Below are 25723 nucleotides of genomic sequence, written 5' to 3' on the forward strand. Positions count from 1 at the left end.
AGTCCCTGCGTACGGGCGGGTGGCCGGGCGCGGTCGGATGCGTCACTCCGCCGCCGGGCCGGACGCGTTCCGCATGATCGGGGCCCACGCCCGGCGGCCGCAGAGGGTGCGCCTCAGGGCCGTCCCGTCATCCCTGATGGATCAGGGCGCGGCGTGGGATCCGGTAAGGCGCACCGCCCAGCGGTATCCGCGGGCGCAAGGCGGAGGGCCGTCCTCATACCTGGTCGCATGCGTAAGGATCCGGCAACGCAGCTGAGGGCGCCTCCCGGGCGAGGTTCCGGGGAGCCGTGAACCGGCGTCGCGCGCCGGCAGGGGATGACGGGACAGCCCTCAGCCCAGCAGCGGCAGGAGAGCGGACAGGTCGGCGCGTTCCCCGCTGGCGGAGACCGCCGCGTCGCCGAGCGCGTCCGCCCAGCTCGTACGGCCCGTGGCCAGGCGGATCCAGGTCAGCGGGTCGGTCTCGACCACGTTCGGGGGTGTGCCGCGGGTGTGCCGCGGACCCTCGACGCACTGCACGACGGCGTACGGCGGGATCCGCACCTCCACCGAGCCGCCGGGCGCCTTCGCGGCCAGGCTGTCGGCGAGGACGCGCGTCGCGGCGGCCAGCGCCTGGCGGTCCAGGGGGACGGCGGTGCCGAGAGCGGCCGCCAGATCGTCGGAGTGAACCGTCAGCTCCACGCACCGGGTGACCAGAAAGTCATCGAGGCGCATCGCCCCGAGGCGGGCGGCCAGCAGACGTTCGTCGGGCGCTGAGGCGAGGGCCTCGGCCAGACGCTCGTCGGCGCGGTCCAGGATCTCCAGCGGTTCGGTGGACGCGGCGACGGTGCGTGCCCTCGCGTCGACCGCGGTGGCGACGGCCGCTGTCGCGGAGGGCCAGTCGAGGACCGTGACCTCGCGCACGGGCGGCGCCGGCTTCGCGAGGTAGGTGCGGACGGAGTCCGCGCCGAGCGCGATGTGGACGACGAGGTCGCGGACGGTCCAGTCGCCGAGTCGTGTGGGCAGCGCCCACTGTTCGTCGGACAGCCCCGCCACCGTTTCCCGGACGTGTGTGAGCTGCGCCGCGACAGCGGCCCGTAGCTTCGCGGCGTCGTACGTACGGGCACGGGATCTGCGCTGGGCGGGAGGCATGCCGCCGAGCATAGCCACGCAGCGAAGTGCGTCCGTCACTGCCGTGGACAGCCTTCCGGGCCCGGGCCGATGATGGAAGAACAGGGGATGAATCAGGACGGAAGGCGTGAATCATTATGGCTGAGCACCCCGACTGCACCGTGGTACGCCAGGGTTACGAAGCGTTCACGAAAGGTGACATGGAGACCTTGGCCGGGCTCATGACCTCGGATGCCACCCACCACGTGCCCGGCCAGCACATCCTGGCGGGCCACCACAAGGGCCGCGAGGCCTGCCTCCAGCTCTACGGCCGGATGATCGAGGAGACCAACGGGACGTTCCGGGTGGAGTTGCAGGACCTCTTCGCGGATGGCCGCGGGCATGTGATGTCCGTCCACAGGTCCTTCGCCGACCGCGGGGACCGCGGGGTCGAGATGCCGGGTGGCATCTTCTTCACCATCGTCGGCGGGAAGATCAGCGACCTCGACGAGTGCGTCGAAGACATCGACGTCGCGGACGAGTTCTGGCACTGAGGGCGGGAGTTCACCCACACCCCCACCGGCCCCGCCGCCTGTGACGGCGGGGTCGCGCCGCAGCTGCCTGTCTCGAGCCGCACCGCAGCTGCCTGTCTCGGATCGCGCCGCGGCTTGCCTGTCTCGGGCCGGTCCCGCTCAGCTCAGCAACTCCCCTGCCGTCCCCGCCGGATGCGCTCCCCGGCGGGCTCCTCTGGCGTCCCGCCCGGATCCGCTCCCTCGGCGAACTCCCCTTCCGCCCCCGCCCGATGCGCTCCCCCCGGCGAACTCACCCGGCCCCCCGCGGTCCCGGATCAGCCGCCCTGGCCGCCTCCCCATCCGGCCGCCTCCCCATCCGGCCGCCTCCCCATCCGGCCGCCTCCCACTGCCCGCCTCACCGCCGCGGTGTGGTCTCCACTGCCGCAGTCGCCTCGGCTTCCACCTCCAGGCCGCCGCCCCCGTCGGCGGCGCCTCCGTCCGCGCCGCCATCCGCGTCTGCGTCCGTCGTGAACGGTTCGTCGTTCTTCGGGACCCCGATCCCCCGCCAGCTGAACGGGACTCCGTTCGCCACATGCGGGTCCGCATCGTCCATGAGCTGGAAGTGCAGATGCGGTTCGGTCGAGTTGCCGCTGTTGCCGACACGGGCGATCTCCTGGCCCTCGCTCACCTTCTGCCCCTCGCGGACCGTTGCCGAGCCGCGCTGGAGGTGGGCGTAGAGCGCATAGGTGCCGCCGCCGAGGTCGAGGATCACGTGGTTCCCGACGAGGGCGCCCGGCCCGGACAGATCGCGGAACGCTCCCTCGATGAAGAAGGGGATCAAGGCGAGCCACGAGTTACGGCTGAGGCTCTGGTCGCGACGGCCGGCCCTGACACGCACGACCGTCGCGTCGGCCACGGCCAGAACGGGCTGCCCGTAGGCCGGGAAATCCCCGCTCGGGCGGACGACCGGCCAGAAGCCGAAGCCCGGGCGCGACCCCTCCTCGGGCTCGCTCACGACGTCGATCGCATACGCCTGTCCGTAGGCCCGGATGCCATGGCTGGGGACCTTGTCGGCGGGGCTGTTGAGCGCGTTCCAGCGGCCGCCGACCGGCGGCGCGACCTCCAGGGGCGGCGGCTCCGGCGGCCTCGCCCTCCCGGCCACGTACCGCACGAGCCCCGTGGACAGGGCCAGCAGCACGACGCCGAAGAGGACGACCGGCGGAACACGGACGTAGATGTCGACGATGACGACCACTACGAGCGAGCCGTAGAGACACGGCCGCAGCCATCGCAGCGAACGAAGGGCCGGGCGAAGGACGGACATCGGGTTCCTCCTCGATCTGTCGGGCGGTCGCGGTCGGGGTGTCGCACTGGGTCGGTGGGTCGTGGTCGTTGTCGCGATCGCGGTCAGGACGTGGCGGTGGTGGCCAGGGCGACCAGCAGCGGGACCACTCGCGTGGGGGGAATCTCGTACCGCCCGCGCACCGCCGCATGGAGCCAGCCGGCGGCCGTCAACTGCCGCAGGTGGTGGTAGATCTGGCCGGATGTGCCGACGCCGTCGAGCTCGGTCAGCTCGGCTGCGGTGCGGCGGCCGCCGAGGACTTCCCTCAGCAGACGCAGACGGACGGGCTGTCCGAGCGCGGCGAACGCCTCGGCGGCGTCCGCCCAGTCGCTCTCGACCAGGTCGTCGGTCGTGCGGCCGTACTGCCACTCGTACTGCTCGCCGGTGGGCAGGTGGACCGTGCCGGTGAACAGCACACCGCCGTTCGGCACACCGGCATCCGAGAGCTGGGCCTTCAGTCCGTCCAGCGCCCAGAAATCGGCACCGATGGGGAGAGCCGGGCCGCCCCCGTGGCGGCCCGACCCCTCCAGAGCGGCGAGCCGCTGCTCCAACGCCGTGACCCGCTGCTCCAGTCCCATGGCTCGATATTACGTAGTTACGTAGAAACCGCAAGACCCCTGTCGCAAGCCTGTGGAAAACGACTGCGGCCCCGTCCATCCCAGCCGGGATGAGCGGGGCCGCAGCCCGCGTCCGCCTACGCGCGGGCCCTCAGGCCAGCAGCGCGGGAATCGTCGCCTCGTTCGCCTGCACCAGCTCGGACAGCGGGATGCCGAACTGCCCCTGGACGTCCAGGACATCGCCGTCCACGACACCGATCCGCGTGGCCGGGAGCCCCCGTGCCCCGCACATGTCCGTGAAGCGCAGCTCCTCGCTGCGCGGCACGGCAACCACCGCGCGCCCCGCCGACTCCGAGAAGAGCAGGACGAACGGGTCGATGCCGTCCGGCACCACGATCCGGGCACCCTTGCCGCCCTTGAGGCACGACTCGACCAGGGCCTGGACCAGCCCGCCGTCGGACAGGTCGTGCGCCGCGTCGACCATGCCGTCGCGCGATGCCGAGATGAGGATCTCGGCGAGCAGCCTCTCGCGCTCCAGGTCCACCTTCGGCGGCAGACCGCCCAGGTGGTCGTGGACGACCTGCGACCAGGCCGAACCGCCCAGCTCCTCCTCGGTGTCGCCGAGGAGGTAGACCAGGTGGCCCTCGTCGGCGAACGCGATCGGCGTGCGACGCGTGACGTCGTCGATCACGCCGAGCACGGCGACCACCGGCGTCGGGTGGATGGCGGTCTCGCCGGTCTGGTTGTAGAGCGAGACATTGCCGCCGGTCACCGGGGTGCCCAGCGTCCGGCAGCCGTCCGCGAGACCGCGCGTGGCCTCCGCGAACTGCCACATCACCGCCGGGTCCTCGGGGGACCCGAAGTTGAGGCAGTCGGAGACGGCGAGCGGTGTGGCACCGGACGCGGCGACATTCCGGTACGCCTCGGCGAGCGCCAACTGCGCGCCCACGTACGGGTCGAGCTTGGCGTACCGGCCGTTGCCGTCCGTCGCGACGGCGACACCGAGGTTGGTGTCCTCGTCGATACGGACCATGCCGGAGTCCTCCGGCTGCGCCAGGACCGTGTTGCCCTGCACGAAACGGTCGTACTGGTCGGTGACCCAGGCCTTGGACGCCTGGTTCGGAGACGCGACGAGCCGCAGGACCTGCGCGCGCAGTTCATCGCCGGAGGCCGGACGCGGCAGCCGGGCCGCGTCGTCGGCCTGCAGTTCGTCCTGCCAGACCGGGCGGGCGTACGGGCGCTCGTAGACCGGGCCCTCATGCGCGACGGTGCGCGGCGGGACATCGACGATCTGCTCGCCGTGCCAGTAGATCTCCAGCCGGTCCCCGTCGGTCACCTCGCCGATCACCGTGGCGATGACGTCCCACTTCTCGCAGATCTCGAGGAAGCGGTCGACGTTCCCGGGCTCGACGATCGCGCACATGCGCTCCTGCGACTCGCTCATGAGGATCTCCTCGGGCGAGAGCGTCGCATCGCGCAGCGGAACGGTGTCCAGCTCCACGCGCATACCGCCGGAACCGGCCGAGGCCAGCTCGGAGGTCGCGCAGGACAGACCGGCGCCACCGAGGTCCTGGATGCCGGTGACCAGGTCCTCCTTGAAGATCTCCAGGGTGCACTCGATGAGCAGCTTCTCCTGGAACGGGTCGCCGACCTGGACGGCTGGGCGCTTGGCGGGGCCGGTGGAGTCGAACGTCTCGGACGCCAGGACGGACACGCCGCCGATGCCGTCGCCGCCTGTCCGGGCGCCGTAGAGGATCACCTTGTTGCCCGCGCCCGCGGCCTTGGCGAGGTGAATGTCCTCGTGCTTCATCACGCCCACGCAGAGGGCGTTGACCAGCGGGTTGCCCTGGTAGCAGGAGTCGAAGACGACCTCGCCGCCGATGTTCGGCAGCCCGAGGCAGTTGCCGTAGCCGCCGATGCCCGCGACCACACCGGGCAGCACGCGACGGGTGTCGGGGTGGTCGGCGGCGCCGAACCGCAGCGGGTCCATGACCGCGACCGGCCGGGCTCCCATGGCGAGGATGTCGCGGACGATGCCGCCCACGCCGGTGGCCGCGCCCTGGTAGGGCTCGATGTACGAGGGGTGGTTGTGCGACTCGACCTTGAAGGTGACGGCGTAGCCCTGGCCGACGTCGACGACGCCCGCGTTCTCGCCGATGCCCACCAGCAGGGCGTCGCTCTCGGGGGCCTTCTCGCCGAACTGCTTCAGATGGACCTTGCTCGACTTGTACGAGCAGTGCTCGGACCACATGACCGAGTACATGGCCAACTCGGCACCGGTCGGGCGGCGGTCGAGGATGGCGTGGATGCGCTCGTACTCGTCGTTCTTGAGGCCGAGTTCGGCCCACGGCTGATCGACATCGGGCGTCTCGGTGGCGTGCTTGACGGTATCGAGGGTCACGCTCGGTCGCTCCTTCGCGCGTGGTGGTGCTGTCGTCGCGGTTCGGGGCGCGCGGTCGCTCCCTCGGCTGCTCCGGCGTCGAGGCTCATCAGGCGTTGACCAGCTTCTTGAGGATCGAGGTGAAGAATCCGAGCCCGTCGGTGCCGCCGGTGCCGATCAGCGGCTCCACGGCATGCTCGGGGTGCGGCATGAGACCGACGACGTTGCCCGCCTCGTTGGTGATGCCGGCGATGTCGCGCTGCGAGCCGTTGGGGTTCACGTCCAGGTAGCGGAACGCGACCCGGCCCTCCGCTTCCAGCATGTCGAGCGTGCGCTCGTCGGCGACGTAGCGGCCGTCCATGTTCTTCAGCGGGATGCGGATCTCCTGGCCGGCGGTGTAGTCGGCGGTCCAGGCGGTGTCCGCGTTCTCCACGCGCAGCTTCTGCTCGCGGCAGATGAAGTGCAGGTGGTTGTTGCCGAGCATGGCGCCGGGCAGCAGGTGCGCCTCGGTGAGGACCTGGAAGCCGTTGCAGATACCGAGGACGGGAAGTCCCGACCTGGCCTGGTCGATGAGGCTGTCCATGATCGGCGAGAACCGGGAGATGGCTCCGGCGCGCAGATAGTCGCCGTACGAGAAACCGCCGGGCAGCACGATCGCGTCGACCTGCTTCAGGTCCGTGTCGCGGTGCCAGAGTGCGACCGGTTCCGCACCGGCCCGCCGGATTGCGCGCTGCGTGTCACGGTCGTCGAGGCTGCCGGGAAAAGTGACGACACCAATGCGAGCGGTCACGACTCGACCTTCACGGTGAAGTCCTCGATCACGGTGTTGGCGAGGAAGGTCTCGGCCATCTTGCGAACCCGGTCCAGGGCGGCGTCGTCGACCGGCCCGTCAACCTCGAGTTCGAAGCGCTTTCCCTGGCGGACGTCGGAGATTCCTTCGAAACCGAGGCGGGGCAGCGCACGCTGCACCGCCTGGCCCTGAGGGTCGAGGATCTCCGGCTTGAGCATGACGTCGACTACGACGCGTGCCACTGGCACTCCCGGTGGTGTGGTGCGTAAGGCGGTTCCCTCAGCGTACCCCGCGGAAAATTCTACGCGGGTAGATATCCACAGTCCGGTCACGTTTACGCATCGGCCCCAGTTCCCCCTGTGGAAAGTCAAGGGAAAACCGTATGGTCACCGATTGCGGCATGACACGCGGAACGAATTCACAGGGCTTCGCATTGCAATGGATGTCGCTGTACAAATGAAAAAGAACTGACCCCGAACTCCTGGCCTCCCGCATCTGCCCACGTCATTGCGGGCGCGCCAGACGAAAGGACCGATATCCGTGGCTCAGCGCGTAGTGGTCACACTCTCCGACGACATGGACGGCGGGGAAGCGGCGGAGACGGTCACCTTCGGTCTCGACGGCAGGTTCTACGAGATCGACCTCACTTCGACCAATGCGAAGAAACTGCGCGGAGCTCTCGCCCCTTATGTGGAAGCGGGCAGAAAGCGGTCCAAGTCGGGCAAGACCTATCGCCACACCGCCGTGGCGCCCGACCCCGCGGCCGTGCGCGCCTGGGCGAAGTCGAACGGCATGGAGGTTCCGCCGCGCGGCCGCATCCCCAAGAAGGTCTACGAGGCGTTCAACGCGTCGAGTTGAGGGACCCGCGGGCACGGCGTGCGGGGAACCCTGCCGCGAGGTGAGCGGCACCCGGGCACGACGGCTCTTCCCCCGTCCGGGTGAACGTCCGCCCCGGCCCGACTTGCACGAGACCCCGGGCGATCAGCTAAAGTCTGGAGCGCGCCGAGGGGCGAGGCCGAGAGGCCGCACCTCACGGAGCCGCGCGGGTGTAGCTCAGTAGTAGAGCGCCCCCTTTCCAAGGGGGAGGCGCAGTGTGCGATCCCTGTCACCCGCTCTCATCGCTTTCCGGCCCGTCCCATGGATCGGGTACAGTGATGGTCGCACCGGGCGGTGAAAGCCGGTCGGGAGCATGCGGACGTAGCTCAGTTGGTAGAGCGCAACCTTGCCAAGGTTGAGGTCGCGAGTTCGAGCCTCGTCGTCCGCTCCAGCGAAGAAGACCCCGGTCATCCGACCGGGGTCTTCACCTTTGTGCGACCGTACGGCGCATCATGACCCGTACGGCACATGGGGCTCCGGCTCTCGTTCGCCTCGCCGATTCCCAGGAAGCCGCCGTTCCGCCGCACTTCGGCCGCGTCCGCCCGATGACATTTGTCATGAACAGCGGTGACAGCCCGCACTGCTCGCACCCACGGGCCGCCGGAACGCTGGACGTATGAAGACCGACGAGTGCGTGATCGACGTCACCGGGCTGCGCCGCAGCTACAGCGGCGGCTTCGAGGCGGTGCGCGGCATCTCCTTCTCCGTGGCGCGCGGCGAGCTGTTCGCCCTGCTCGGGACGAACGGCGCCGGCAAGACCTCGACCGTCGAACTGCTCGAGGGCCTGGCCCGTCCCAGCGGCGGGCAGGTACGCGTCCTGGGCCTCGACCCGTACGAGCGGCGGGGCGAGGTGCGGCCGCGCACCGGCGTCATGCTCCAGGAAGGCGGCTTCCCCTCCGATCTGACGGTCGAGGAGACGGCCAGGATGTGGGCCGGCTGCACCAGCGGCGCCCGCCCCGGGGGCGAGGCCCTCGAACTCGTCGGTCTCGGACACCGGGCCCGCGTACGGGTCAAGCAGCTCTCCGGCGGCGAGCGGCGGCGGCTGGATCTGGCGATGGCCCTGGTCGGACGGCCCGAGGTGCTGTTCCTGGACGAGCCGACGACCGGGCTCGACGCGGAGGGGCGGCACGAGACCCAGCGCCTCGTGCGCCAACTGCGGGACGGCGGCACGACGGTGGTGCTGACCACCCACTACCTGGAGGAGGCCGAGGAGCTGGCCGACCGGCTGGCGATCCTCCACCAGGGCCGCATCGCGGCCACGGGCACCACGGCCGAGGTGATCGCGCAGCACCCCGGCCGTATCTGCTTCGACCTGCCCTTCGGCTATGTGCTCGGTGACCTGCCGCCGCTCCCCCGGCTCGGGGTTGTCGGCCACGAGGTGGCGGGGCAGCGGATCCGGTTGCGGACCGAGCGGCTGCAGGAGTCGCTGACCGCGCTGCTGGTCTGGGCGGAGAGCAGCGGCATGGTGCTGGCGCGGCTCGACGCGCGAGCGGCCTCGCTGGAGGAGGCATTCCTCGCGATCTCCGGCGACGCGGCGGGAGTTGAGCGATGACGGACACGACGAAGGTGGTCCGCCTCGGGCTGGCGGCTCCGCGCGGAGGCGGCGGCCGGACGACGACGGCGGGGCGGCTGACCGCCCTCGGACGGGCCGAGCTGACCCTGCTCGTACGGAACCGGACGGCGCTGTTCATGGCGCTGCTCATGCCCGTCGCGATGCTGTGGCTGATGAAGTCGACGGTCGGCGGGATGGACCTGGGCGGGACGGGAGTGAGCGCTGCCGAGGCCTCCGTGACCGGCGGGACCGGGGTGGTCCTCGTCCTGGTGGTGTACGCCAACCTCGTACCGGCCTATGTCGCGCGCCGCGAGGAACTGGTGCTCAAGCGGCTGCGGACGGGGGAGGCGAAGGACCTGGAGATCCTCGCCGGGACCGCGCTGCCGTCGGTGTCCGTGGGGCTCGTCCAGTGCGCGCTGCTCGTCGGTGCGGGCGCGCTGCTGCTCGACGTGACGGCGCCGCGGCGGCCCGAACTGCTGCTCGCGGGCCTGCTGCTGGGTTCCCTGCTGCTGGTGGCGCTGGCCGCCGCGTCGAGCGCGGTGACGCGCACGGTGGAGAGCGCACAGCTCACGGTCCTGCCGCTGATGGTGGTGTCGTTCTTCGGCTCGGGCCTGTTCGTGCCGCCCGACGTGATGCCGGAGCGGATGTCCGACGTGATGCGCCTGATGCCGCTGACCCCGGTCGTGGACCTCGTACGGTACGGCTGGCTGGGCGGCGCCGGGGCGGACGAGGTACTGGGCGCTCTTGCCCGGGCTGTGGCCTGGACGGCTCTCTCCGTGTTTGCTGTACGGCAGTGGTTCCGGTGGGAGCCGAGACGCTGAGCGCGCAGCGCGCAACGGGGAGTGGGGCGGAGATGTCGCGGCTGACGGGGTGGTGGCACCAGCGGAGCGATCCGGCGCGCATCGAGTGGTACACGCGAGGGACGTTTCATTCCTTCATCGTGGTCGAATGCCTGACCCCGATCCCCGCCATTCTGGACAGCGGGGGCACCTTCCGGGTGCAGCTCACGCTGTTCGGCCTCGTCGTGGTGCACGCCCTGCTGTGCGGGGTCCTGTCGGCGCGGGCGCTGGACTGGGTGGCGGGCCGGCGCGAACAGCCGCTGCGCCTCGCGGTGGTCGTGGGGACGGCCACGGGTGCGCTGGACCTGCTGGTGATGGTGGAGCGGAGGCTGGGCCTCATCACCGACACGGTCATCGCGGCCACGGTGATCTTCTGCATCACCGGCTTCGGCGTCGGCGCGCTCGTCCTCGCGCAACGCGGCCCGCGCCGCGCTCTCGTCACCATCGGCTGCTCCTCCGTCGGGGTCACGCTCGCGACCGTGGTCGTGGGCCTGGGGTGGGACGCCGCCGCCGGCATGGCGATCGCGACGCTCCTGGCCTCCAGCGGATTCGCGTTCACCTACGGCTTCTCGGCCTGGATCCTGCGCGCCGTATGGGAGTTGGACGAGGCGCGCCAGTTGCAGGCACGGCTTGCGGTGGCGGAGGAACGGCTCCGGTTCGGCCGCGACCTCCACGACGTGATGGGACGGAACCTCTCGGTGATCGCGCTCAAGAGCGAGCTTGCCGTGCAGCTCGCGCGGCGGGGGCGGCCTGAGGCGGTGGAGCAGATGATCGAGGTGCAGCGGATCGCGCAGGAGTCGCAGCGCGAGGTGCGCGATGTGGTGCGCGGCTATCGGGAGGCGGACCTGGCCGTGGAGTTGGCGGGCGCACAGTCGGTGCTGCGCGCGGCCGGGGTCGTCTGCCGGGTGGAGGGGGACGACGGCGCGGGGCTGCCCGCGGATGTGCAGTCGGCGCTGGGCTGGGTCGTACGCGAGGCGGCGACGAACGTCCTGCGGCACGGGGACGCACGGAGCTGCGCCGTCCGCCTGCGGGTCCCGGGCGGGGGCGAACGGGTCGTGCTGGTGGTGGAGAACGACGGCACCGGGAGCGGGGACACCGGAGGGGGCGGGGCGAAGTCCGGTGCGCCGAGCGGGACTTCGACCGCGGAGGCGCAGCGCGGGGGCGAGTTCACGGACGGTGGACCGGACGCCTCCGCAGGCGGAGTGCCGGTCGCTTCAACAGGTGGCGGAGAGAACGCGGCCGGGAAAGCGCTCGACCCCGCCGGGGACGTACGCAAGCCGAAGGCGTACACCCGGCTGCCCGGCCCCGGAGCCGGTCTCGCGGGCCTGCGGGAACGGCTGGGCGCACTCGGCGGCACCCTGACCGCCGGACCGCACCCGGGAGGCGTCTTCCGCCTCACCGCCGAGATCCCGCTCCCCCCGGCCGAGGAGTCCCCCGCGGTCCCCCCTGCCGCGCGGACCGGTGGAACACCGGCCGGCCGGCGCACCGAGGAGGCTTCCGCGTGAGCACGGCTGAGCACGGTCGGAACGAGCGCGTACGGGTGCTGCTGGCCGATGACGAGCACCTGATCCGCGGGGCGCTCGCCGCTCTGCTCGCGCTCGAGGACGATCTGCTCGTCGTCGCCGAAGCCGCGTCCGGGCCCGAAGCGGTCGCGATGGCACGGGCCCACCGGCCCGATGTGGCCGTGCTCGATCTGCAGATGCCCGGCGCGGACGGAGTGGCGGTCGCCACATCACTGCGGGCCGAACTGCCCGGCTGCCGGACGATGATCGTGACCAGCCACGGCAGGCCCGGACATCTGAAGCGGGCACTGGCGGCCGGGGTGCGGGCCTTCGTGCCCAAGACCGTCTCGGCACAACGGCTCGCCGAGATCATCCGCGCCGTGCACGGCGGAAACCGTTACGTGGACCCGGACTTGGCGGCCGACGCGATCAGCGCAGGCGACTCCCCGCTCACCGCACGCGAGGCCGAAGTGCTGGAACTCGCCGCCGACGGCGCACCCGTGGCCGAGATCGCCCAACGGGCCGCGCTGTCCCAGGGCACCGTCCGCAACTACCTCTCCTCCGCAGCCGCGAAGCTGTCCGCGGAGAACCGTCACGCGGCTGTGCGCACGGCTCGTGAGCGGGGTTGGCTATAGTGGGTCCGCACACGGCGCCCAGGCGCCTGGCGTGCGGACGTGGCTCAGTTGGTAGAGCATCACCTTGCCAAGGTGAGGGTCGCGAGTTCGAATCTCGTCGTCCGCTCGGCACAGAGGCCCCGGTCATCCCGACCGGGGCCTCTCGCCGTATGCGGTGGTGCCGCTGCGCGTATGCGTTGTGCCCCTGCGCGTATGCGGTGGGTGCCGCTGCGCGTGTGCGCCGGTCCTGAGGATCGTGTGCGGTGCATACGCCGATCCCACGGACCGAGTCGATCCGGCGGACCGGAGCATGTCCGCCGGATCCGGTGGGCCGTTACGACCAGGGCAGGCCGGTCAGGGCCTCGTACGCCTCCACGTACTTCGCCCGGGTCCGCTCCACGACCTCCAACGGGAGCGCCGGCGGCGGCTGTTCGGCGCGGCGGTCCCAGCCGGAGGCGGGCGAGGTCAGCCAGTCGCGGACGTACTGCTTGTCGAAGGACGGCTGGGTCCGGCCGGGCTGCCAGGTGCCGGCGGGCCAGAAGCGGGAGGAGTCCGGCGTCAGCACCTCGTCCGCGATGACGAGCGTTTCGGCGTCCATACCGAACTCGAACTTGGTGTCGGCGAGGATGATCCCGCGCTCGCGGGCGACGTCGCGGGCGCGGCCGTAGACGGCGAGCGTGGCCTGACGCAGCTCGGCCGCGATCTCGGCGCCGACCTGACGGGCCACTTCCTCGTACGGGACGTTCTCGTCGTGGTCGCCGACCGCGGCCTTGGTGGCCGGGGTGAAGATCGGGGCGGGCAGCTCGGATCCGTCGACCAGGCCCTCGGGGAGGGCGAGACCGCAGACCGTGCGGCTCTCCTCGTACTCGGCGAGACCGGAGCCGGTGAGGTACCCGCGGGCCACGCACTCGACGGGAAGCATGCTGAGCGACTTGCAGACGAGCGTCCGGCCGGTCCAGTCGGCGGGCGCCCCGGCGGGGACGTCGGTGCCGAGGACGTGGTTCGGGATCAGGTCGGAGAGCAGGTCGAACCACCACAGCGAGAGCCGGGTGAGGACACGTCCCTTGTCGGGGATCTCCGTGGGCAGCACCCAGTCGTAGGCGGACATGCGGTCGCTGGCGACCATCACCAGGTCACCCGTCGCATTCTGATACAGGTCCCGCACCTTGCCGGTGTGCAGGTGCACCAGACCCGGCACCTGGACGGGCTCGGGCTTTTCCACGAATCCGGACACGCTGCCTCCGCGTTGATCGTTCCTGGAGTCGGTCACGATTCTCCCGTACCGGCCCTGCTTCCTCTCTCCAGGGTGCCGCTCGCGCGCACCGGCCCGTCTCACACGGCCGCGGCGGGTCAGTCGCGCCACGGCCGCGGGCAGGTCAGTCGCGCTTGCAGATGCGGTCGAGGAGGTTGGCGGTGGCGCGCTGCACGCGGGCGTCGACATGACCGGGGCGGTCGAGCGCGGGCGACCAGGCGAAGGTGCCGGAGGCGAAGACGATGGCGCCGCTGGGGGCCTCGTACAGGGAGGTCTCCTGGAAGCGCACTTCGCCTTCGGTGTCCTCGTACGGGGAGTGGGCGAGCAGCATGCGGCGGGCATGCTCGGGCAGCGGCGTGCGGGGGAAGTAACGGTCCGCCTCACCGGCCACCAGGCCGGGCAACTCGTCGTTCTCCGTCGCTCCGGTCGCCTCCCAGAGCCAGTGGCCCGCGTTGCGGACCACCATCGGGCGGGGCTCGGGGACCCGGCCCACGTACTGGATGCCCAGCAACATCTGCTCCGGGCGCCCCAGTTCGCGCCACAGCGCCGGCCGGCCGGGGCCGCGGCGCTTGCGGCAGGTGAGGAGGCGGTCGGCGGCCCCGGACGGGGACGGGGACAGCTCGACCTGCCAGTACATGGTGTTGGCCGAGAGGAACACGAGGGAAGTGCCGCTGTCGCGGGCCCGCTCGACCGTACGGCGCATGGGGACCGACCAGTACTCGTCGTGCCCGGGGAAGACGATGCCGCGGTAGCGGGTGGGGTCGACACGGCCGGCGTGCAGGTCGCGGCTGTCGGCGTACGCGACGTCGTAGCCGTAGCGCTCGGCCCAGCGGATGAAGTCGTAGGCGTGGCCCACGTGCAGGGGCAGACCCGCGCCCGCGAAGGGGCGGTCGAAGGAGACCGTGACGGCGGCGTCCTTCTCGCCGAGCAGCCGGCCCTCCTCGTCCCACGCGTGGTAGAGGCTGGCGCCGGTGTGGCCGTCCTCCGGGTACAGGTTGTACGCCTGCCAAGTGATGTCGGGCAGCAGGAGCAGCAGATCGGCGACGGGAGGGGCGGTGCGCTCGCGCTCGCTCCGCACGAAGTCCGGGTGGGCGTCGGCGGACAGGGCGTGGGTGACGGGTGGCAGGTCCCGGACGGTGAACGGGATGTGGCTGCGGTAGCCGTCCACGGTGGTGAGCACGGCGACGTAGGCCCCGTCGGACCAGTGGGTGGGGACCTGAAGGCGCCAGGACAGCCACCAGTGGTGGCAGGAGACGGTGCGGTCCGCGGTGAGGGGTGCGGGCTGGACGATGCCGGAGAGCCGCGGGCTGGTGGTGATCTTCGCGGCGCCGTCACCGCCGTAGTGACCGATGCGGTAGACGTCGACGGAGAACTGCTGGGGCGGGTCGACGGTGATCCGGAAGTCGATCGCCTCGCCCGGGGCCACGGCGCTGGTGGAGGCGAATCCTTTGATCTGGCGGTTGACGTCGTCGGCGGTGCGAGGGCCGGGCGAACCCGAGGAGCGCGAGCCGGGTCTGCGGCGCGCGGTGCGGGGTCCGGGGATGGCGGGATCGACCGCACCGGAGAGGCCCTGGCCGGCGCTCTGCTCGTCGGCGGCGACGGCCGGGTCCACGTACCACGGCACCACGTGGCCCGTGTCGTCGAAATAGTTCTCGCTGCCCCGCAACCAGGGCAATGGGCCTTGGCCGAAGGGGTCGGAGACGGCGTGCGCGAGTGCGCCCGACTCCCAGCGGCGGATCCTGTCCGTAGCCACGGACGATCCCTCCCTCCCGGACCTGGTTCCCCTGACCGCTTACAGCACATCACACTCAGCGGTGTGTTCGTAACTGTTCGTGGTGATTCGATGTCAGGCAGCGTGATGTCAAGCGGTGATCGGCTGGTGGAAATGGGATGTCCGTACTGATGTGTCCTGATTCCGTGGACGGATGGGGCAGGTGGGACGGCTGGTACGAACTCTGCTGTCGCTGGGCGTAGGCGGACGCATATGCGGCGGGGCGCGATGCGTGGGACCGCCGCACATCGACGCGGGGGCGAGGACGTATGGCCGCGCGTGGGGCACGGTGGCGGGGGCGATGCGCGGGGGTGCGCGGGCGGTGGGCGGGCAGTGGGCAGGTGGCTTGCGGGCAGTCCGGGCGGTTGTGCCGGGCGGCTGTCCTGTCGGTTGTCCGGACGGTTCTGCGGTCGGCCGTCCTGTCGGTCGTCCGGACGGTTCTGCGGTCGGCCGCCCTGTCGGTCGTCCGGGCGCCGGCTAGACCAGGCGGACCGGTTTCTCCGGCCGTACGCCCGCCGCCGCGAGCCAGTCGCGGAGCGGCCCCGGGTCGCCGTCCTCCAGCAGGTTCAGCACGGGGGTGCCGAGGTCGGCGCCCCGCTTTCCCGCGACGAGGAGGACCGGCCCGTCCAGCCAGTCGAGACCCGGCGCTGCCCCCGCGGTGTCCACGGCGGCGCAGCAGACCATGGCGGTGATGTGGTCGGCGAGCAGTTCCCGGCCGGAACGGGGCGCCTGTACGGGGAAGAGCGGGGCCGCCGGCGAATTCGGGTCGCCCCACAGGGCGCCGTCCAGCGACAGGAGCGGGTCGTCCTCCTCCGCGCCATGCTCCGGTGCGGCGGATGCCGCCGCCCGTCGGCCTGCCGCATCCTCGCGGGCCATCTCCTCGCTGAGCCGCTCGGCCAGCTTCTCGCCGATCCCGACCCCGTCGGCGGATGCCAGCCGGTCGACGACCCGGGCAAGGGTCGGCCCCAGCGGCGGCGCACCGGTCTGGCTGCCGGGGCCGGGAGCGGGCCCGGCCGGCGGCTGTGCGGGTGCGCACGCCACGGGGTCCGGCGTCTGTGGTGTGTGCGGTGCTGTGCCCGGAGCGTCGGGGCCTGCGGACGAGCCCTCCGGCGCTCCCCCGGCATCGCCCGGAGAGGCAGCCCCCGGCCCGTCGCCATCCGTCGCGGCGGCGGGCAGTCCGACGCCGGGCCCGTCGGACCGTACGGCTGCGACGGCACTCGGTGCGGCGCTCCCCGAGGGGACCGCCGGGTGCGGGGTGTGCGAGGTGTGCGGGGGCAGCTCGTCGAGTACACGGTGGAGGCGTGCGGCCTCCATCCGCCACTTGCGGTCGACGACCTCCTCCGGATAGTCCGCCCAGTCGACGGGGCACCAGTCCGGGCCGGATCGCGCGGGCCCGCCGTGGAACAGCCGGGCGGCGAGCAGCGACGCCGCCTCGTCCATGGTTCCCGGCTCCTCCAGGAGGTCGCAGGCGGGCCGCTCCCCCAGGCGCGTGGCGTAGCCCTCCGCCAGCCGGTCGCGCCGGGAGAGTTCGGTGAGTGCCGAGACCACTCCCGCGTCCAGCCGGGACGGCCAGCGCCCCATGCGCCAGGCGGGCATGGCCACGCGGGTCAGCAGCCGGTCCCAGCCCGCGTAGGCGAGGCCGACCTGTTCCTGGGCGACGATTCTCAGCCCGTAGTCCACACCCTGTGCACGGCTCGATGCCGCGGCGGCGACTCCGCGCTCCATCTCGGCGGCCCGGTCCCGGCAGCCGCGCAGCATCACCCGCACCGGCCAGCCGACGAAGGCCAGGTGCCTGCGGCGGGCGGTGACGGCGACGGCCGCGTCCAGACCCCGTACGAAACGGCGTGCCGCCGCTATGTCCGGATGGGCCGAGGGGCCCGTCCCGGCGACGACCGGCGCGAGTATCGCGCGCAGCTCGGCCACCCGCATCCACCACAGGAACGGTGAGCCGATGACCAGGACCGGCGCCGGATGTCCGTGGCGTCCGCCGCCTCCGCCGGGCCCGCGCGCGGCAGCCTGCCCGCCCGTCAGGTGTGCACGGTCCTCCAGCCAGCTGTCGCAGTCGGGAGTGAGCGCTATGGCTGAGGGCGCCGGGACGTCGAGGCGGTCGGCGAGGTCGCGGACGAGGCGGTAGAGGTCCGGGGCCGCGGTCTCCGGGACGGGAACGGTGGGGCTGACCGCGGGTCTCGCCCGTACGACCACCAGGGCGACGGCAACGGCCACCAGCAGTACGGCGACGGCCACGCCCGTGACCGTCCAGCGCACCGCGTCCCAGGCGGCACCGCCGATCCTGCTCGTGGCTTCCGCGGTGAACAGCACCACGGCCACGGCCGCGGGCAGCAGGGCCACCGTCAGCGCGGCGCTGCGCGTGCGCAGCACGGCCAATGCGCGGGTCCGCGCGAAGTGCAGGCCCGGCTCCGCACCGGACGTCTCGGACACGATCGAAAGTCACCCCCTGCTGACTACTGGTGCACGAACGGCCTCCGGCCTTGCGACCGCGGCCCCTTGCGGCTTGCTCGTTCCCCCCACTGTGGCACCGGGATCCGACACCGCAATGCCGGTGGGCCAGTTGCCGGACGCGCGGTGCGACCGACGGCGGGAGCCCCGGGCTCCGCCTCCGCGGAACCCTAGTTGGGGGGTGCCGGTGCGTCAGCCGTATGGCGGAGCGGTCACTCGATGGAATGGCTTTGGTCAAAGGCGGTTCCGCCGGACTTGGCCCACAGGGCACAGAAGGCCGGCGGGCCAGGGCCCCGTTTCCGCCCCCACCTGGGCGGAAACGTTCCGTCCCCCCGCCTCCCCACGCGATGGTCCACGTACGCAGGCAGGGGTCCGCGCGGGCCGAGATGCGTCAACCGGCGGTGCGCCAGGTCGCGGAACGGCGCCCGGTCCGGTACGGCCCACCGTCCGGTGCGGCGAACATTCCGGTACGGCGCCCGCGGAGCACGGACGCAGAAGGGCACGGCCCGCATGAGCGGGGAAGGCGGAGCGGGAAGGGCTCATCGTGGCGGCCGTTCCGCCAGAGCCCGGCCGGCGCCGCCCGCGCGGGGGTCCCGGGGCCCGGGAGTCCGGGAGTCCGGGAGTCCGGGAGTCCGTCGGTCCGTCGGTCCGTCGGTCCGTCGGTCCGTCGGTCCGTCGGTCCGGGGAAGGCTCAGGCCTCGCCCGCCGCCTTGGCGGCGATGTCCGTGCGGTGGTGGGAGTCCGCGAGCCGGATCAGCGAGGCGGCGCCGTACGCCCGCGTGCGGGCCGCCGCCAGGTCCGGGCCCGTAGCCGTGACCGAGAGAACGCGGCCGCCCGCGCTCAGGACCTCGCCGGACTCGTTCCGCTGCGTGCCCGCGTGCAGCACGTACGCCTGCTTGTCGTGCTGCCCCGCCTCCTCCAGGCCCTCGATCGGGTCCCCCGTGCGCGGGGTCCCCGGGTAGTTGTGCGAGGCGATGACGACGGTGACGGCGGCGCCGTCGCTCCAGCGCAGGGGCGGGAAGGAGATCAGCGCGTTGGTCGCCGCGGCGTGCAGCAGGCCGGAGAGCGGCGTCTTGAGACGCGCGAGCACCACCTGCGTCTCGGGGTCGCCGAAGCGGGCGTTGAACTCGATGACCCGCACACCGCGCGAGGTGATCGCCAGACCCGCGTAGAGCAGGCCGGAGAAGGGAGTGCCGCGGCGGCGGAGCTCGTCCACCGTCGGCTGGAGCACGGTCTCCAGGACCTCCTCGACGAGCTTCGGGTCGGCCCACGGCAGCGGCGAGTACGCGCCCATGCCGCCGGTGTTCGGGCCCTCGTCCGCGTCGTAGGCGCGCTTGAAGTCCTGGGCGGGCTGGAGCGGGACGACCGTCTCGCCGTCCGTCACCGCGAACAGCGAGACCTCGGGCCCGTCGAGGAACTCCTCGATGACGACGCGGTCGCAGGCGAGCGCGTGACGGCGGGCCGTCTCCAGGTCGTCCGTGACGACGACGCCCTTGCCCGCGGCGAGGCCGTCGTCCTTGACGACGTACGGAGCCCCGAACGCGTCCAGGGCCTCGTCGACCTCCTCCTCGGTGGTGCACACGTACGCCCGGGCGGTGGGCACGTTGGCCGCGGCCATCACGTCCTTGGCGAAGGCCTTGGAGCCCTCCAGCCGCGCGGCCTCCGCGGACGGCCCGAAGGCCGCGATGCCGCGGGCGCGCACGGCGTCGGCGACACCGGCGACGAGCGGCGCCTCGGGGCCCACCACGACCAGGTCGGCGCCCAGCTCCGCCGCGAGAGCGGCCACGGCTGGGCCGTCGAGGGCGTCCACCCGGTGCAGCTCGGCGACCTCGGCGATGCCGGCATTGCCGGGAGCGCAGTGGAGCTCGCTGACGTCGGGGTCGAGGGAAAGAGAGCGGCACAGGGCGTGTTCGCGGGCACCGCCGCCGATGACGAGGACCTTCACGCGCTTCAGGGTAATGGCCCGCGCCCCGGGCTCGTCCGGCCGCCCCTCCGGGCACCGTACGAGCGCCCCTCCGCTCCCGTGTGCGGCACCTCCGGCTCTCCTCGCGGCGCGCCCCCTCGTGGCCGGTGCGCGCAGGCTCTCGTGGGCCCGTCTCGTGGGCCCGTCTCGTGGGCCCGTCTCGTGGGCCCGTCTCGTGGGCCCGTCTCGTGGGCCCGTACGGCTGCACATCCTGGCGGTCCCACGACAGCGCCCCGGATCCGTGCACGCCCGCCGGCAGTCGCCTTCGGACGTGCTCCCCTGCAGGGGCAGCCCTCGTCACCCTCTGCCGTACGGCAGTGGCGGGGCACTCTTTCGGGTGAGGTCGCGGCCCCGCCTCTCCCAGCAACCGCACTCCTTCTGGGCGGAAATCTCGCGATCTGCGGCGCGTTGCGCGCGCTTCGACGGTAGGAATGTGGGCCGCGCAGCGCATCCGGCGTCGCGCGGTCACCGTCACTGGCCGCTCGCACGCCGCGGATCGTCCGCGCCCGCATCGCGTGGCACCGCACCACGCCGTAGGGCACCGCAGGGTGCCGTACGGGTGGCGCCGCCTCGCGTCGCATCGGATCGCATCGGATGGGATTCGCATTGCACCGCCATCGCAGAGGGAGCGCACGGGTGAGCCAGCCGGAGATGCAGCCCGAGGGGCTTCCGCGGGAGGAGGGCGGGAAGAGGCAGGACGGGACGAGCCAGGGCGACCTGCTCGGACGGCCTTTCCCGCACGGCGACTGGGGCGAGCCCGCAGAGCGCCTCGAGGAGCTCTACCTGTGGGTCGAGGAGCGCGCGCTGCGCACCGCCGACTGGTATCTGGCCGACCGCCGCTGGAAGCGCCGCGCCGCGCGCGCCCTTCGCCTGGGCACGGCCGGTGCCGGCTCGGTGGCCCTGACGCTGCCCCTGCTCGATGTGACGGGCGTCCTCGGTGACGGCACCGGCTGGGGCTTTCTCGCCCTCCTCGGCGCCGTCGCCTGCGCGGGCTGCGACCGCTTCTTCGGCGTGACGTCCGGCTGGATGCGGGGTGTGGCCACGGCGCAGGCGGTGCAACGGCGGCTGGAAGTGCTGCAGTTCGACTGGGCGTCCGAGTGCGTGCGCGAGGTGCTCGGGCCGACGGAGGGCACGGCGAGCGAGGCGGCCGAGCGCTGTCTGACGGTGCTGCGGCGGTTCTCCGAGGACGTGTCGGAACTCGTACGGTCCGAAACCGCGGACTGGATGGTGGAGTTCCGGTCGACCCCGGCGCCTCTTCACACCCAGTCGCTGGTGCCGTGGGCGCCGCGGCCGGAGCAGAACGGGCAGCATGTGAGCCGGTTTCCCGCTCCGCCGCCCGCGGCCCGGCCGAGCATGCCACGTCAGCGGCCCCCGGAGGCGCCGCGCTGAGCGGCGCCGGTGGGCCTTCGGGCGAGCGCCCGGACACCCATGCCCGGGCCGCCCGTTCCGGCCGCTCGTCGGCCGGAACGGAACGGGCGGAGTGCGCCGGTGCCGGTGCCGCCGGAGCGACCCGCGCCGCCCGCCGCCTCCCCCTTGTGTCACCCGCAGCACGCCCGGAGCACGAACCCTCAGCTGAAGACGATCATCGACCCCTGGCCCAGGCTGCGCGTCGCCGCGGCATGGAGCCCCAGCCAGACGTGCCGCTCGCGCGCGTACGGGCTGTCGTCGTACGGCGCCGTGGCAGCGGGCTCCTCCAGGGACGTGGGGCGCACCGGCGCGGCGGGGGCCGCGGGCGGGTTGGCCGGGTCGATCCCGATCGACGGTGCGACGGCCTCCAGTTCGCGCAGCAGTCCATTGCTGGACCCCAACGGGCCGCCGCCCGCCATGAGTTCGTCGTTGGACAGGGGATGGCCGAAGTCGACGGGCACGTACGCCCCGGCGTGGTCGTAGTGCCAGACCAGGTGCGACTGCTGGGCCGTGGCCTCGAACATCTCCAGCAACTGCTCGTAGTCCCCGCCGAGTTCGTCGACCGGGGTCACGGGGAGCCCGCAGATCTGCAGCAGATAGGCCCGGCGCAGGAAGTGCAGCGCGTCGTAGTCGAACCCTGCGACCGGGGCGACCTCACCGGACAGGCCCGGCATGTAGCCGAAGACCGGAACCGGTGGCAGGCCCGCTTCGTTCAAGGCCTGGTTGTAGGTCGCCAGTTCGTCGGCGAAGGGGTTGTCGGGGCTGTGGCACAGCACATCGACGAGGGGGACCAGCCACAGGTCACAGGCCATGGGTGCTCTCTCTCGATCGCTTCTCGGTGTCGGTCTCGGTCGTCATGGCGACAGCTGCCGCTGCCGCCGCGAAGCAGTTCCTGTCAAGCGTGTACCCAGGCTCGGCACCAGCGATGATGACGGACATACCAGCGTAGTGCCCTGCCCGCACCGCGCGTCCGCCGAAGTCCCACCGCCGGGCGTCAGCCGACGTCCCACAGCCAGGCGTCGCCCACCCGCTCGCCCGGCTGTCCCAGCAGCCGTTCGACGGTGACGCGCAGGGCCTCCTGGTACGGCTGCGGGCCGATCACCAGGGCTCCGGCCCTCCAGAAGGCGAGGTCCGCGCGGGCGGCCCGCTGCTGCTGGGGGCCGATGGGCGGGATGCGGCCGGTCCAGCCGACATCGCGGAGCAGGTCGTTGGTGGGGCGGGGCACGGCGCCGTAGATGCCGGTCTTCTCGGGGCCGAAGGGCCCGTTGAAGTAGCCGCCGGGCAGCGGGAATCCGAACCCGGCGTCGATCTGCCACTTCAGCGCGCTCGCCTCGGCCGGCGACGGCAGCGGTACGGGCACGAGGGACCGGCCCGGCTCGACGTACGACCGCCAGGTGCCGTCGGCGACGAGGCGGGGCACGGCGGGCCGTTCGACGGTCTCCAGCGGCCTGGGAACGATGGGCAGCAGCGCGGCGACGAGGGCCACTCCGCCAGCGACCCGGATGACGAGGGCGCGGTGGCGCCGGTCCCGCTCCTCGTCCGCGCCGGCTCTGCGGGTCTCGGCGGCGGTCTCGGCCACAACGGTCCAGGCCAGGGCGAGGAGCATCCCGATGACGGGCGCGCACACCATCGCGTACCGCGATTCGATGACCGACTCGAACAGCGGCAGCCGGTCGAAGATCCACCAGGGGCCGGGGGTGATGGCGTCGGTCCACGGCAGCGGGATCTGCGCGCCGAGGGAGAGCAACGCGGCCATCAGGCCCGTCCATGTGAGGGCGCGCACGGCCACGCGGTCCCAGAGGACGACGGTGACGACGAGCAGCAGGGAGACCAGCGGCCAGCCGTAGAAGGCGTTCTGCTCGGTCGGGTTGAGCGAGAGTTCGGCGGCGCGCTGTGCGTCACCGGCCAATGCCTGCTTGGAGAACTCGACCAGGGCCAGGGGCGGGTTGCCGGTCGGGCCGTGCAGGATGCTGCTGTAGCTCTGGTCCCCATGGAACTGCCAGTACAGCGGATACGCGACGAGGGGCAGGCAGACGGCGGCGGCGATGCCGAGGCCGCGCAGCAGGGGCGGGAGGGCGGCGCGGGCGGCGGCCGGGCGCATGCACGCGTAGCCGACCGCGAAGAGCAGCATGCCGGTCGCGGCGAGCAGCAGCGCCTCCTCGCCGAGGAAGACCTGCCAGGTCAGCAGCAGCCCGAGGATCACCCCGTCCCGTACGGTGCCGCGGCGGGCGCGCGGGGGCCCGCCGCGTTCCTCGGGGGCGGGCGCGGCGAGCGGCATCACGACGGAGGGCGGGCACAGGCGCAGCGTCCGGTCGATGATCAGGGGGATGACGAACAGCACGACCAGGTTGGGGTGTGCGTTGGCGTGCGAGATCATCGGTGGCGCGAACGCGCCGACGGCGCCGCCGAGAACGGCGGCCCCGCGGTTCCGGGTGAGGTACCTGCGGATGAGCCAGTACCAGGCGGTGGCGGTCGCGGCGAGGCCGACGGTGAGAGCGCCGGCGAAGGCCGCGGTCGCGCCGAAGAGGGCGGTCACGGGGGCGAGGGGGACGGAGAGCCCGAGCATGACGGTGTTCGCCATCAGGTTCACGCCGAGCGGATGGTTCTGCAGGGTCGTGAAGAGCGGGTTGTCGCCGTTCAGGACGTTGTGGCCGGTGACGGCGAAGAACCACTCCCACTGGTTCTGGTCGCGCATGCTGTCCGCGAGATAGGCGCGGTCGAGGTCGGACCACAGGTTCACGTACAGCAGGAGGGCGGCGAGCAGATAGCCCGCGGGGACGGCGAGGGACGCCGGGCGTATCCGGCGGCGGAGACGGAGGCGTATGTCCCGCAGGAGACCCGGAGTCCGGGCGGGGCGCTCCTGGTGCGCGGCTGCCGCGGCCGTGCCCTTCGCAGGCTTCGTGCCGTCCGCCGGGTCCGCCTCGTGCGTGGTGTCGGCGCCGGCGGTCACGGCGTCCTCGTCCCGCCGAGCCGGACCCGGATGACCTCGGCGAGGACCTTGGCGTAGTCGAAGGGGCCGACTTTGGATCCCGGGCGGTGCGACCAGCGCACCGGCACCTCGGCTATCGGCCAGCCGTTGGCGTGGAACATCCGCAGTATCTCGACGTCGAAGCCCCAGCCGTCCGTACGGGCCAGGGCGAAGGCCGTACGGGCCTTGTCGCCGTCGAAGAGCTTGAAGCCGCACTGGGTGTCGCGTATCCCGGGCACCGCCACGGCCTGGATGAGCCGGTTGCCCGCTTTGCCGAGGAGTTCGCGCAGCACGTGCTGACGCGCCTCGATACGGGCGCCGGGGCGGGCGCGCGAGCCGATCGCGACCGCGTAGCCCTCGTCCAGCCGGTCGTGCAGCAGGGCCAGTTCCTCGATCGGGGTCGCACCGTCGGCGTCGCAGAAGAGGACCCGGCGTCCGCGTGACGCGCGCATCCCGATCCGTACGGCATGCCCTTTGCCGCGGTTGACGGGGGCGCGCAGCAGCCGGATGCGCGGCTCGGCGTCCGCGGCCTCGGCGGCGACGGCGGCCGTGCCGTCGGTGGAACCGTCGTCGACGACGATCAACTCCCAGCGCCGGACGGTGGTCCGCAGATAGCCGCACACCTCGTCGATGCCGGGCCGCAGCCGCTGCTCCTCGTTGTAGGCCGGGATGACCACGGTGACGTCGATGACCGCCGTCGCAGGCTCGGCAGCGGGCTGCTGCCTGGGCGCGGGCAGCGCCGCCCGGTGTACGGCGTCCATGCCTTGGCTCCCCCTTCGCGGGTCGACCGTGTGTACGGTACCGGCCCCTTGGCCGTTCTTCAGGGGTACCGGGCACCGTTCTCCGGTATCCGGATCACCGGAGGGCCGGTCCGGTGGCGCGCAGGCGCGGTGCGGATGCGCGATGCGGCGCCGGCGCGGTCCCTCCATGGGTGGAGACGGTCGCGGAGCGCGCGAGGTTCGGGCGCTCCGGAGGGAGTTCTGGACCGGCGGCGGGGCAGGGGGCGTCAGCGGGGCCTCACGGCGCAAAGTGCGCAACGGCACTCAGCCGCCCTGCATCAACTTCTCGAGGATCCGCAGGGAGTGGTCGTCGTACTCGGCGATCAGGTGCTGGGCGGCGGCCGGGTCGCGCCGCTCGACGGCCTCGATGAGCGTGCGGTGCCCGCTCCACAACCGGCCTCTGAGATCCGGCTCCTGGCGCAGATACGGCACGGCGAACGCCCAGCACTGCATGCGCATCCGGTGAAGAAAGTCCGAGATGTATGGATTTCCGGCGAGAGAGCCCAACTCGCGCCAGAAGCGCAGGTCGTACCCGATCAGGATGTCCAGGTCCCCGGCCCTCGACGCCCGCTCGGCCTCCTCAGCTCTGCGGCGTACGGAGGCGAAGGCACGGGCGGTGGCGCCGCGCAGCAGATGCTCCGTGCCCTCCCGGAAGATGCCGTCGACGATGAGGGCGCGGGCCTCGACCATGTGACGGAAGTCATCGAGCGTGAGCGAGTGCACCTGGAAGCCGCGGTGGTGCTCCATGTCGACCAGCCCCTGCGCGGCGAGGTCGACGAGCGCTTCGCGGACGGGGGTGGCGGAGACGCCGTACTGCTCGGCGATCTCCTTGACGGTCACATGGCGGCCCGCGGGGAGGCGGCCGGCGAGGATCTCGTCGCAGAGCGCCTCGGCGATCTGCTGGCGCAGCGTGTTGCGGGTGACGGTGACGGCGGAACGGTCTCCGCCGCCGTGCTGGTCGCGGCCACTGCCACCCCGCATCGGTCCGTCTCCTTCCGCGGGCCGCAGGTCAGGAGCGGCCCGCGCTCACCCTATGCGCTGGCGGGCGGGGCTGCGCGCCCGCGGACGGGGCGAAA

21 protein-coding genes, 3 tRNA genes and 1 pseudogene are annotated in these 25723 nt (G+C 72.3%); 10 read left to right on the top strand and 15 right to left on the bottom strand.

Going from position 1 to position 25723, the window contains the following annotated elements; genetic code table 11:
• Positions 1–330: 330 nt before the first annotated feature.
• The gene (locus ACGFNH_RS20650) at positions 331–1128 is read right to left on the bottom strand and encodes a sterol carrier family protein (protein ID WP_393655701.1); all 798 of its coding nucleotides are present in this window, start codon (positions 1126–1128) and stop codon (positions 331–333) included.
• 116 nt (positions 1129–1244) lie between these two features.
• Between ACGFNH_RS20650 and ACGFNH_RS20655 the strand changes: the two genes are divergently transcribed.
• Complete coding sequence (locus ACGFNH_RS20655; protein WP_393655703.1) at positions 1245–1640, top strand: nuclear transport factor 2 family protein; 396 nt, start codon at positions 1245–1247, stop codon at positions 1638–1640.
• A 373-nt stretch (positions 1641–2013) separates the two neighbouring features.
• Here ACGFNH_RS20655 and ACGFNH_RS20660 read toward each other — a convergent pair whose 3' ends face one another.
• The 5 genes from ACGFNH_RS20660 to purS all read right to left on the bottom strand — a co-directional run bounded on the left by ACGFNH_RS20660 (position 2014) and on the right by purS (position 6909).
• Positions 2014–2922: a M23 family metallopeptidase gene (locus tag ACGFNH_RS20660; RefSeq protein WP_393655705.1), complete on the bottom strand. Its 909-nt coding sequence runs from the start codon at positions 2920–2922 to the stop codon at positions 2014–2016.
• Positions 2923–3005: 83 nt separating this feature from the next.
• Positions 3006–3518 (bottom strand): ArsR/SmtB family transcription factor, encoded by a 513-nt coding sequence (locus tag ACGFNH_RS20665; RefSeq protein WP_393655707.1) that lies wholly within the window; start codon positions 3516–3518, stop codon positions 3006–3008.
• Between the two features lie 130 nt (positions 3519–3648).
• Positions 3649–5898, bottom strand: a complete 2250-nt coding sequence (gene purL / locus ACGFNH_RS20670) for a phosphoribosylformylglycinamidine synthase subunit PurL (protein ID WP_393655709.1) — start codon at positions 5896–5898, stop codon at positions 3649–3651.
• A gap of 88 nt (positions 5899–5986) precedes the next feature.
• Positions 5987–6667 carry a phosphoribosylformylglycinamidine synthase subunit PurQ gene (gene purQ / locus ACGFNH_RS20675; protein WP_393655711.1) on the bottom strand — a complete coding sequence of 227 codons (681 nt, stop codon included), beginning with the start codon at positions 6665–6667 and terminating at the stop codon, positions 5987–5989.
• Positions 6664–6909, bottom strand: coding sequence for a phosphoribosylformylglycinamidine synthase subunit PurS (gene purS, locus ACGFNH_RS20680; protein ID WP_393655713.1), 246 nt, complete (start codon positions 6907–6909; stop codon positions 6664–6666). The genes purQ and purS overlap by 4 nt, the downstream gene beginning before the upstream one ends.
• A gap of 298 nt (positions 6910–7207) precedes the next feature.
• Between purS and ACGFNH_RS20685 the strand changes: the two genes are divergently transcribed.
• The 8 genes from ACGFNH_RS20685 (at position 7208) to ACGFNH_RS20720 (ending at position 12177) form a co-directional block, all read left to right on the top strand.
• Entirely contained in the window at positions 7208–7525 is a 318-nt protein-coding gene (locus ACGFNH_RS20685) for an Lsr2 family protein (RefSeq protein WP_393655715.1), read from the top strand.
• Positions 7526–7709: 184 nt separating this feature from the next.
• Positions 7710–7781: transfer RNA gene (locus ACGFNH_RS20690), tRNA-Gly, on the top strand.
• A 77-nt stretch (positions 7782–7858) separates the two neighbouring features.
• Positions 7859–7934 (top strand) — tRNA-Gly (locus ACGFNH_RS20695).
• Between the two features lie 225 nt (positions 7935–8159).
• Positions 8160–9095, top strand: coding sequence for an ABC transporter ATP-binding protein (locus ACGFNH_RS20700; RefSeq protein ID WP_393655717.1), 936 nt, complete (start codon positions 8160–8162; stop codon positions 9093–9095).
• The gene (locus tag ACGFNH_RS20705) at positions 9092–9916 is read left to right on the top strand and encodes an ABC transporter permease (RefSeq protein WP_393655719.1); all 825 of its coding nucleotides are present in this window, start codon (positions 9092–9094) and stop codon (positions 9914–9916) included. Before ACGFNH_RS20700 ends, ACGFNH_RS20705 begins: the two co-directional genes overlap by 4 nt.
• Positions 9917–9948: 32 nt before the next feature.
• A complete protein-coding gene (locus ACGFNH_RS20710; RefSeq protein ID WP_393655721.1) occupies positions 9949–11439 on the top strand; it encodes a sensor histidine kinase in 1491 nt (496 codons plus the stop codon).
• Entirely contained in the window at positions 11436–12071 is a 636-nt protein-coding gene (locus ACGFNH_RS20715) for a response regulator (RefSeq protein ID WP_393655722.1), read from the top strand. The genes ACGFNH_RS20710 and ACGFNH_RS20715 overlap by 4 nt, the downstream gene beginning before the upstream one ends.
• A gap of 33 nt (positions 12072–12104) precedes the next feature.
• Positions 12105–12177, top strand: a tRNA-Gly gene (locus ACGFNH_RS20720).
• 207 nt (positions 12178–12384) lie between these two features.
• Here the strand turns inward: ACGFNH_RS20720 and ACGFNH_RS20725 are convergent.
• From ACGFNH_RS20725 to purD, 5 genes and pseudogenes are all read right to left on the bottom strand, one after another.
• Positions 12385–13284 carry a phosphoribosylaminoimidazolesuccinocarboxamide synthase gene (locus ACGFNH_RS20725; RefSeq protein ID WP_393655724.1) on the bottom strand — a complete coding sequence of 300 codons (900 nt, stop codon included), beginning with the start codon at positions 13282–13284 and terminating at the stop codon, positions 12385–12387.
• A gap of 142 nt (positions 13285–13426) precedes the next feature.
• On the bottom strand, positions 13427–15055 hold the full coding sequence (locus ACGFNH_RS20730) for a N,N-dimethylformamidase beta subunit family domain-containing protein (protein WP_393655726.1): 1629 nt from the start codon (positions 15053–15055) through the stop codon (positions 13427–13429).
• A 108-nt stretch (positions 15056–15163) separates the two neighbouring features.
• A pseudogene (locus ACGFNH_RS20735) lies at positions 15164–15523 on the bottom strand (PT domain-containing protein); the annotation flags it as partial.
• Between the two features lie 27 nt (positions 15524–15550).
• A complete protein-coding gene (locus tag ACGFNH_RS20740) occupies positions 15551–17512 on the bottom strand; it encodes a hypothetical protein (RefSeq protein ID WP_393655728.1) in 1962 nt (653 codons plus the stop codon).
• A 709-nt stretch (positions 17513–18221) separates the two neighbouring features.
• On the bottom strand, positions 18222–19475 hold the full coding sequence (gene purD / locus ACGFNH_RS20745; protein WP_393655730.1) for a phosphoribosylamine--glycine ligase: 1254 nt from the start codon (positions 19473–19475) through the stop codon (positions 18222–18224).
• Positions 19476–20129: 654 nt separating this feature from the next.
• Here purD and ACGFNH_RS20750 point away from each other — a divergent pair.
• On the top strand, positions 20130–20882 hold the full coding sequence (locus tag ACGFNH_RS20750; protein ID WP_393655732.1) for an SLATT domain-containing protein: 753 nt from the start codon (positions 20130–20132) through the stop codon (positions 20880–20882).
• A gap of 179 nt (positions 20883–21061) precedes the next feature.
• Here the strand turns inward: ACGFNH_RS20750 and ACGFNH_RS20755 are convergent, their stop codons facing one another.
• The 4 genes from ACGFNH_RS20755 to ACGFNH_RS20770 form a co-directional block, all read right to left on the bottom strand.
• A complete protein-coding gene (locus ACGFNH_RS20755) occupies positions 21062–21712 on the bottom strand; it encodes a hypothetical protein (protein ID WP_393655734.1) in 651 nt (216 codons plus the stop codon).
• A gap of 182 nt (positions 21713–21894) precedes the next feature.
• Positions 21895–23850 (bottom strand): glycosyltransferase family 2 protein, encoded by a 1956-nt coding sequence (locus ACGFNH_RS20760; RefSeq protein ID WP_393655736.1) that lies wholly within the window; start codon positions 23848–23850, stop codon positions 21895–21897.
• The gene (locus tag ACGFNH_RS20765; protein ID WP_393655738.1) at positions 23847–24629 is read right to left on the bottom strand and encodes a dolichyl-phosphate beta-glucosyltransferase; all 783 of its coding nucleotides are present in this window, start codon (positions 24627–24629) and stop codon (positions 23847–23849) included. Before ACGFNH_RS20765 ends, ACGFNH_RS20760 begins: the two co-directional genes overlap by 4 nt.
• 282 nt (positions 24630–24911) lie before the next feature.
• A complete protein-coding gene (locus ACGFNH_RS20770; RefSeq protein ID WP_393655740.1) occupies positions 24912–25628 on the bottom strand; it encodes a GntR family transcriptional regulator in 717 nt (238 codons plus the stop codon).
• Positions 25629–25723: the final 95 nt, after the last annotated feature.

Source organism: Streptomyces sp. NPDC048639 (assembly GCF_043199075.1).
Taxonomy (GTDB): domain Bacteria; phylum Actinomycetota; class Actinomycetes; order Streptomycetales; family Streptomycetaceae; genus Streptomyces.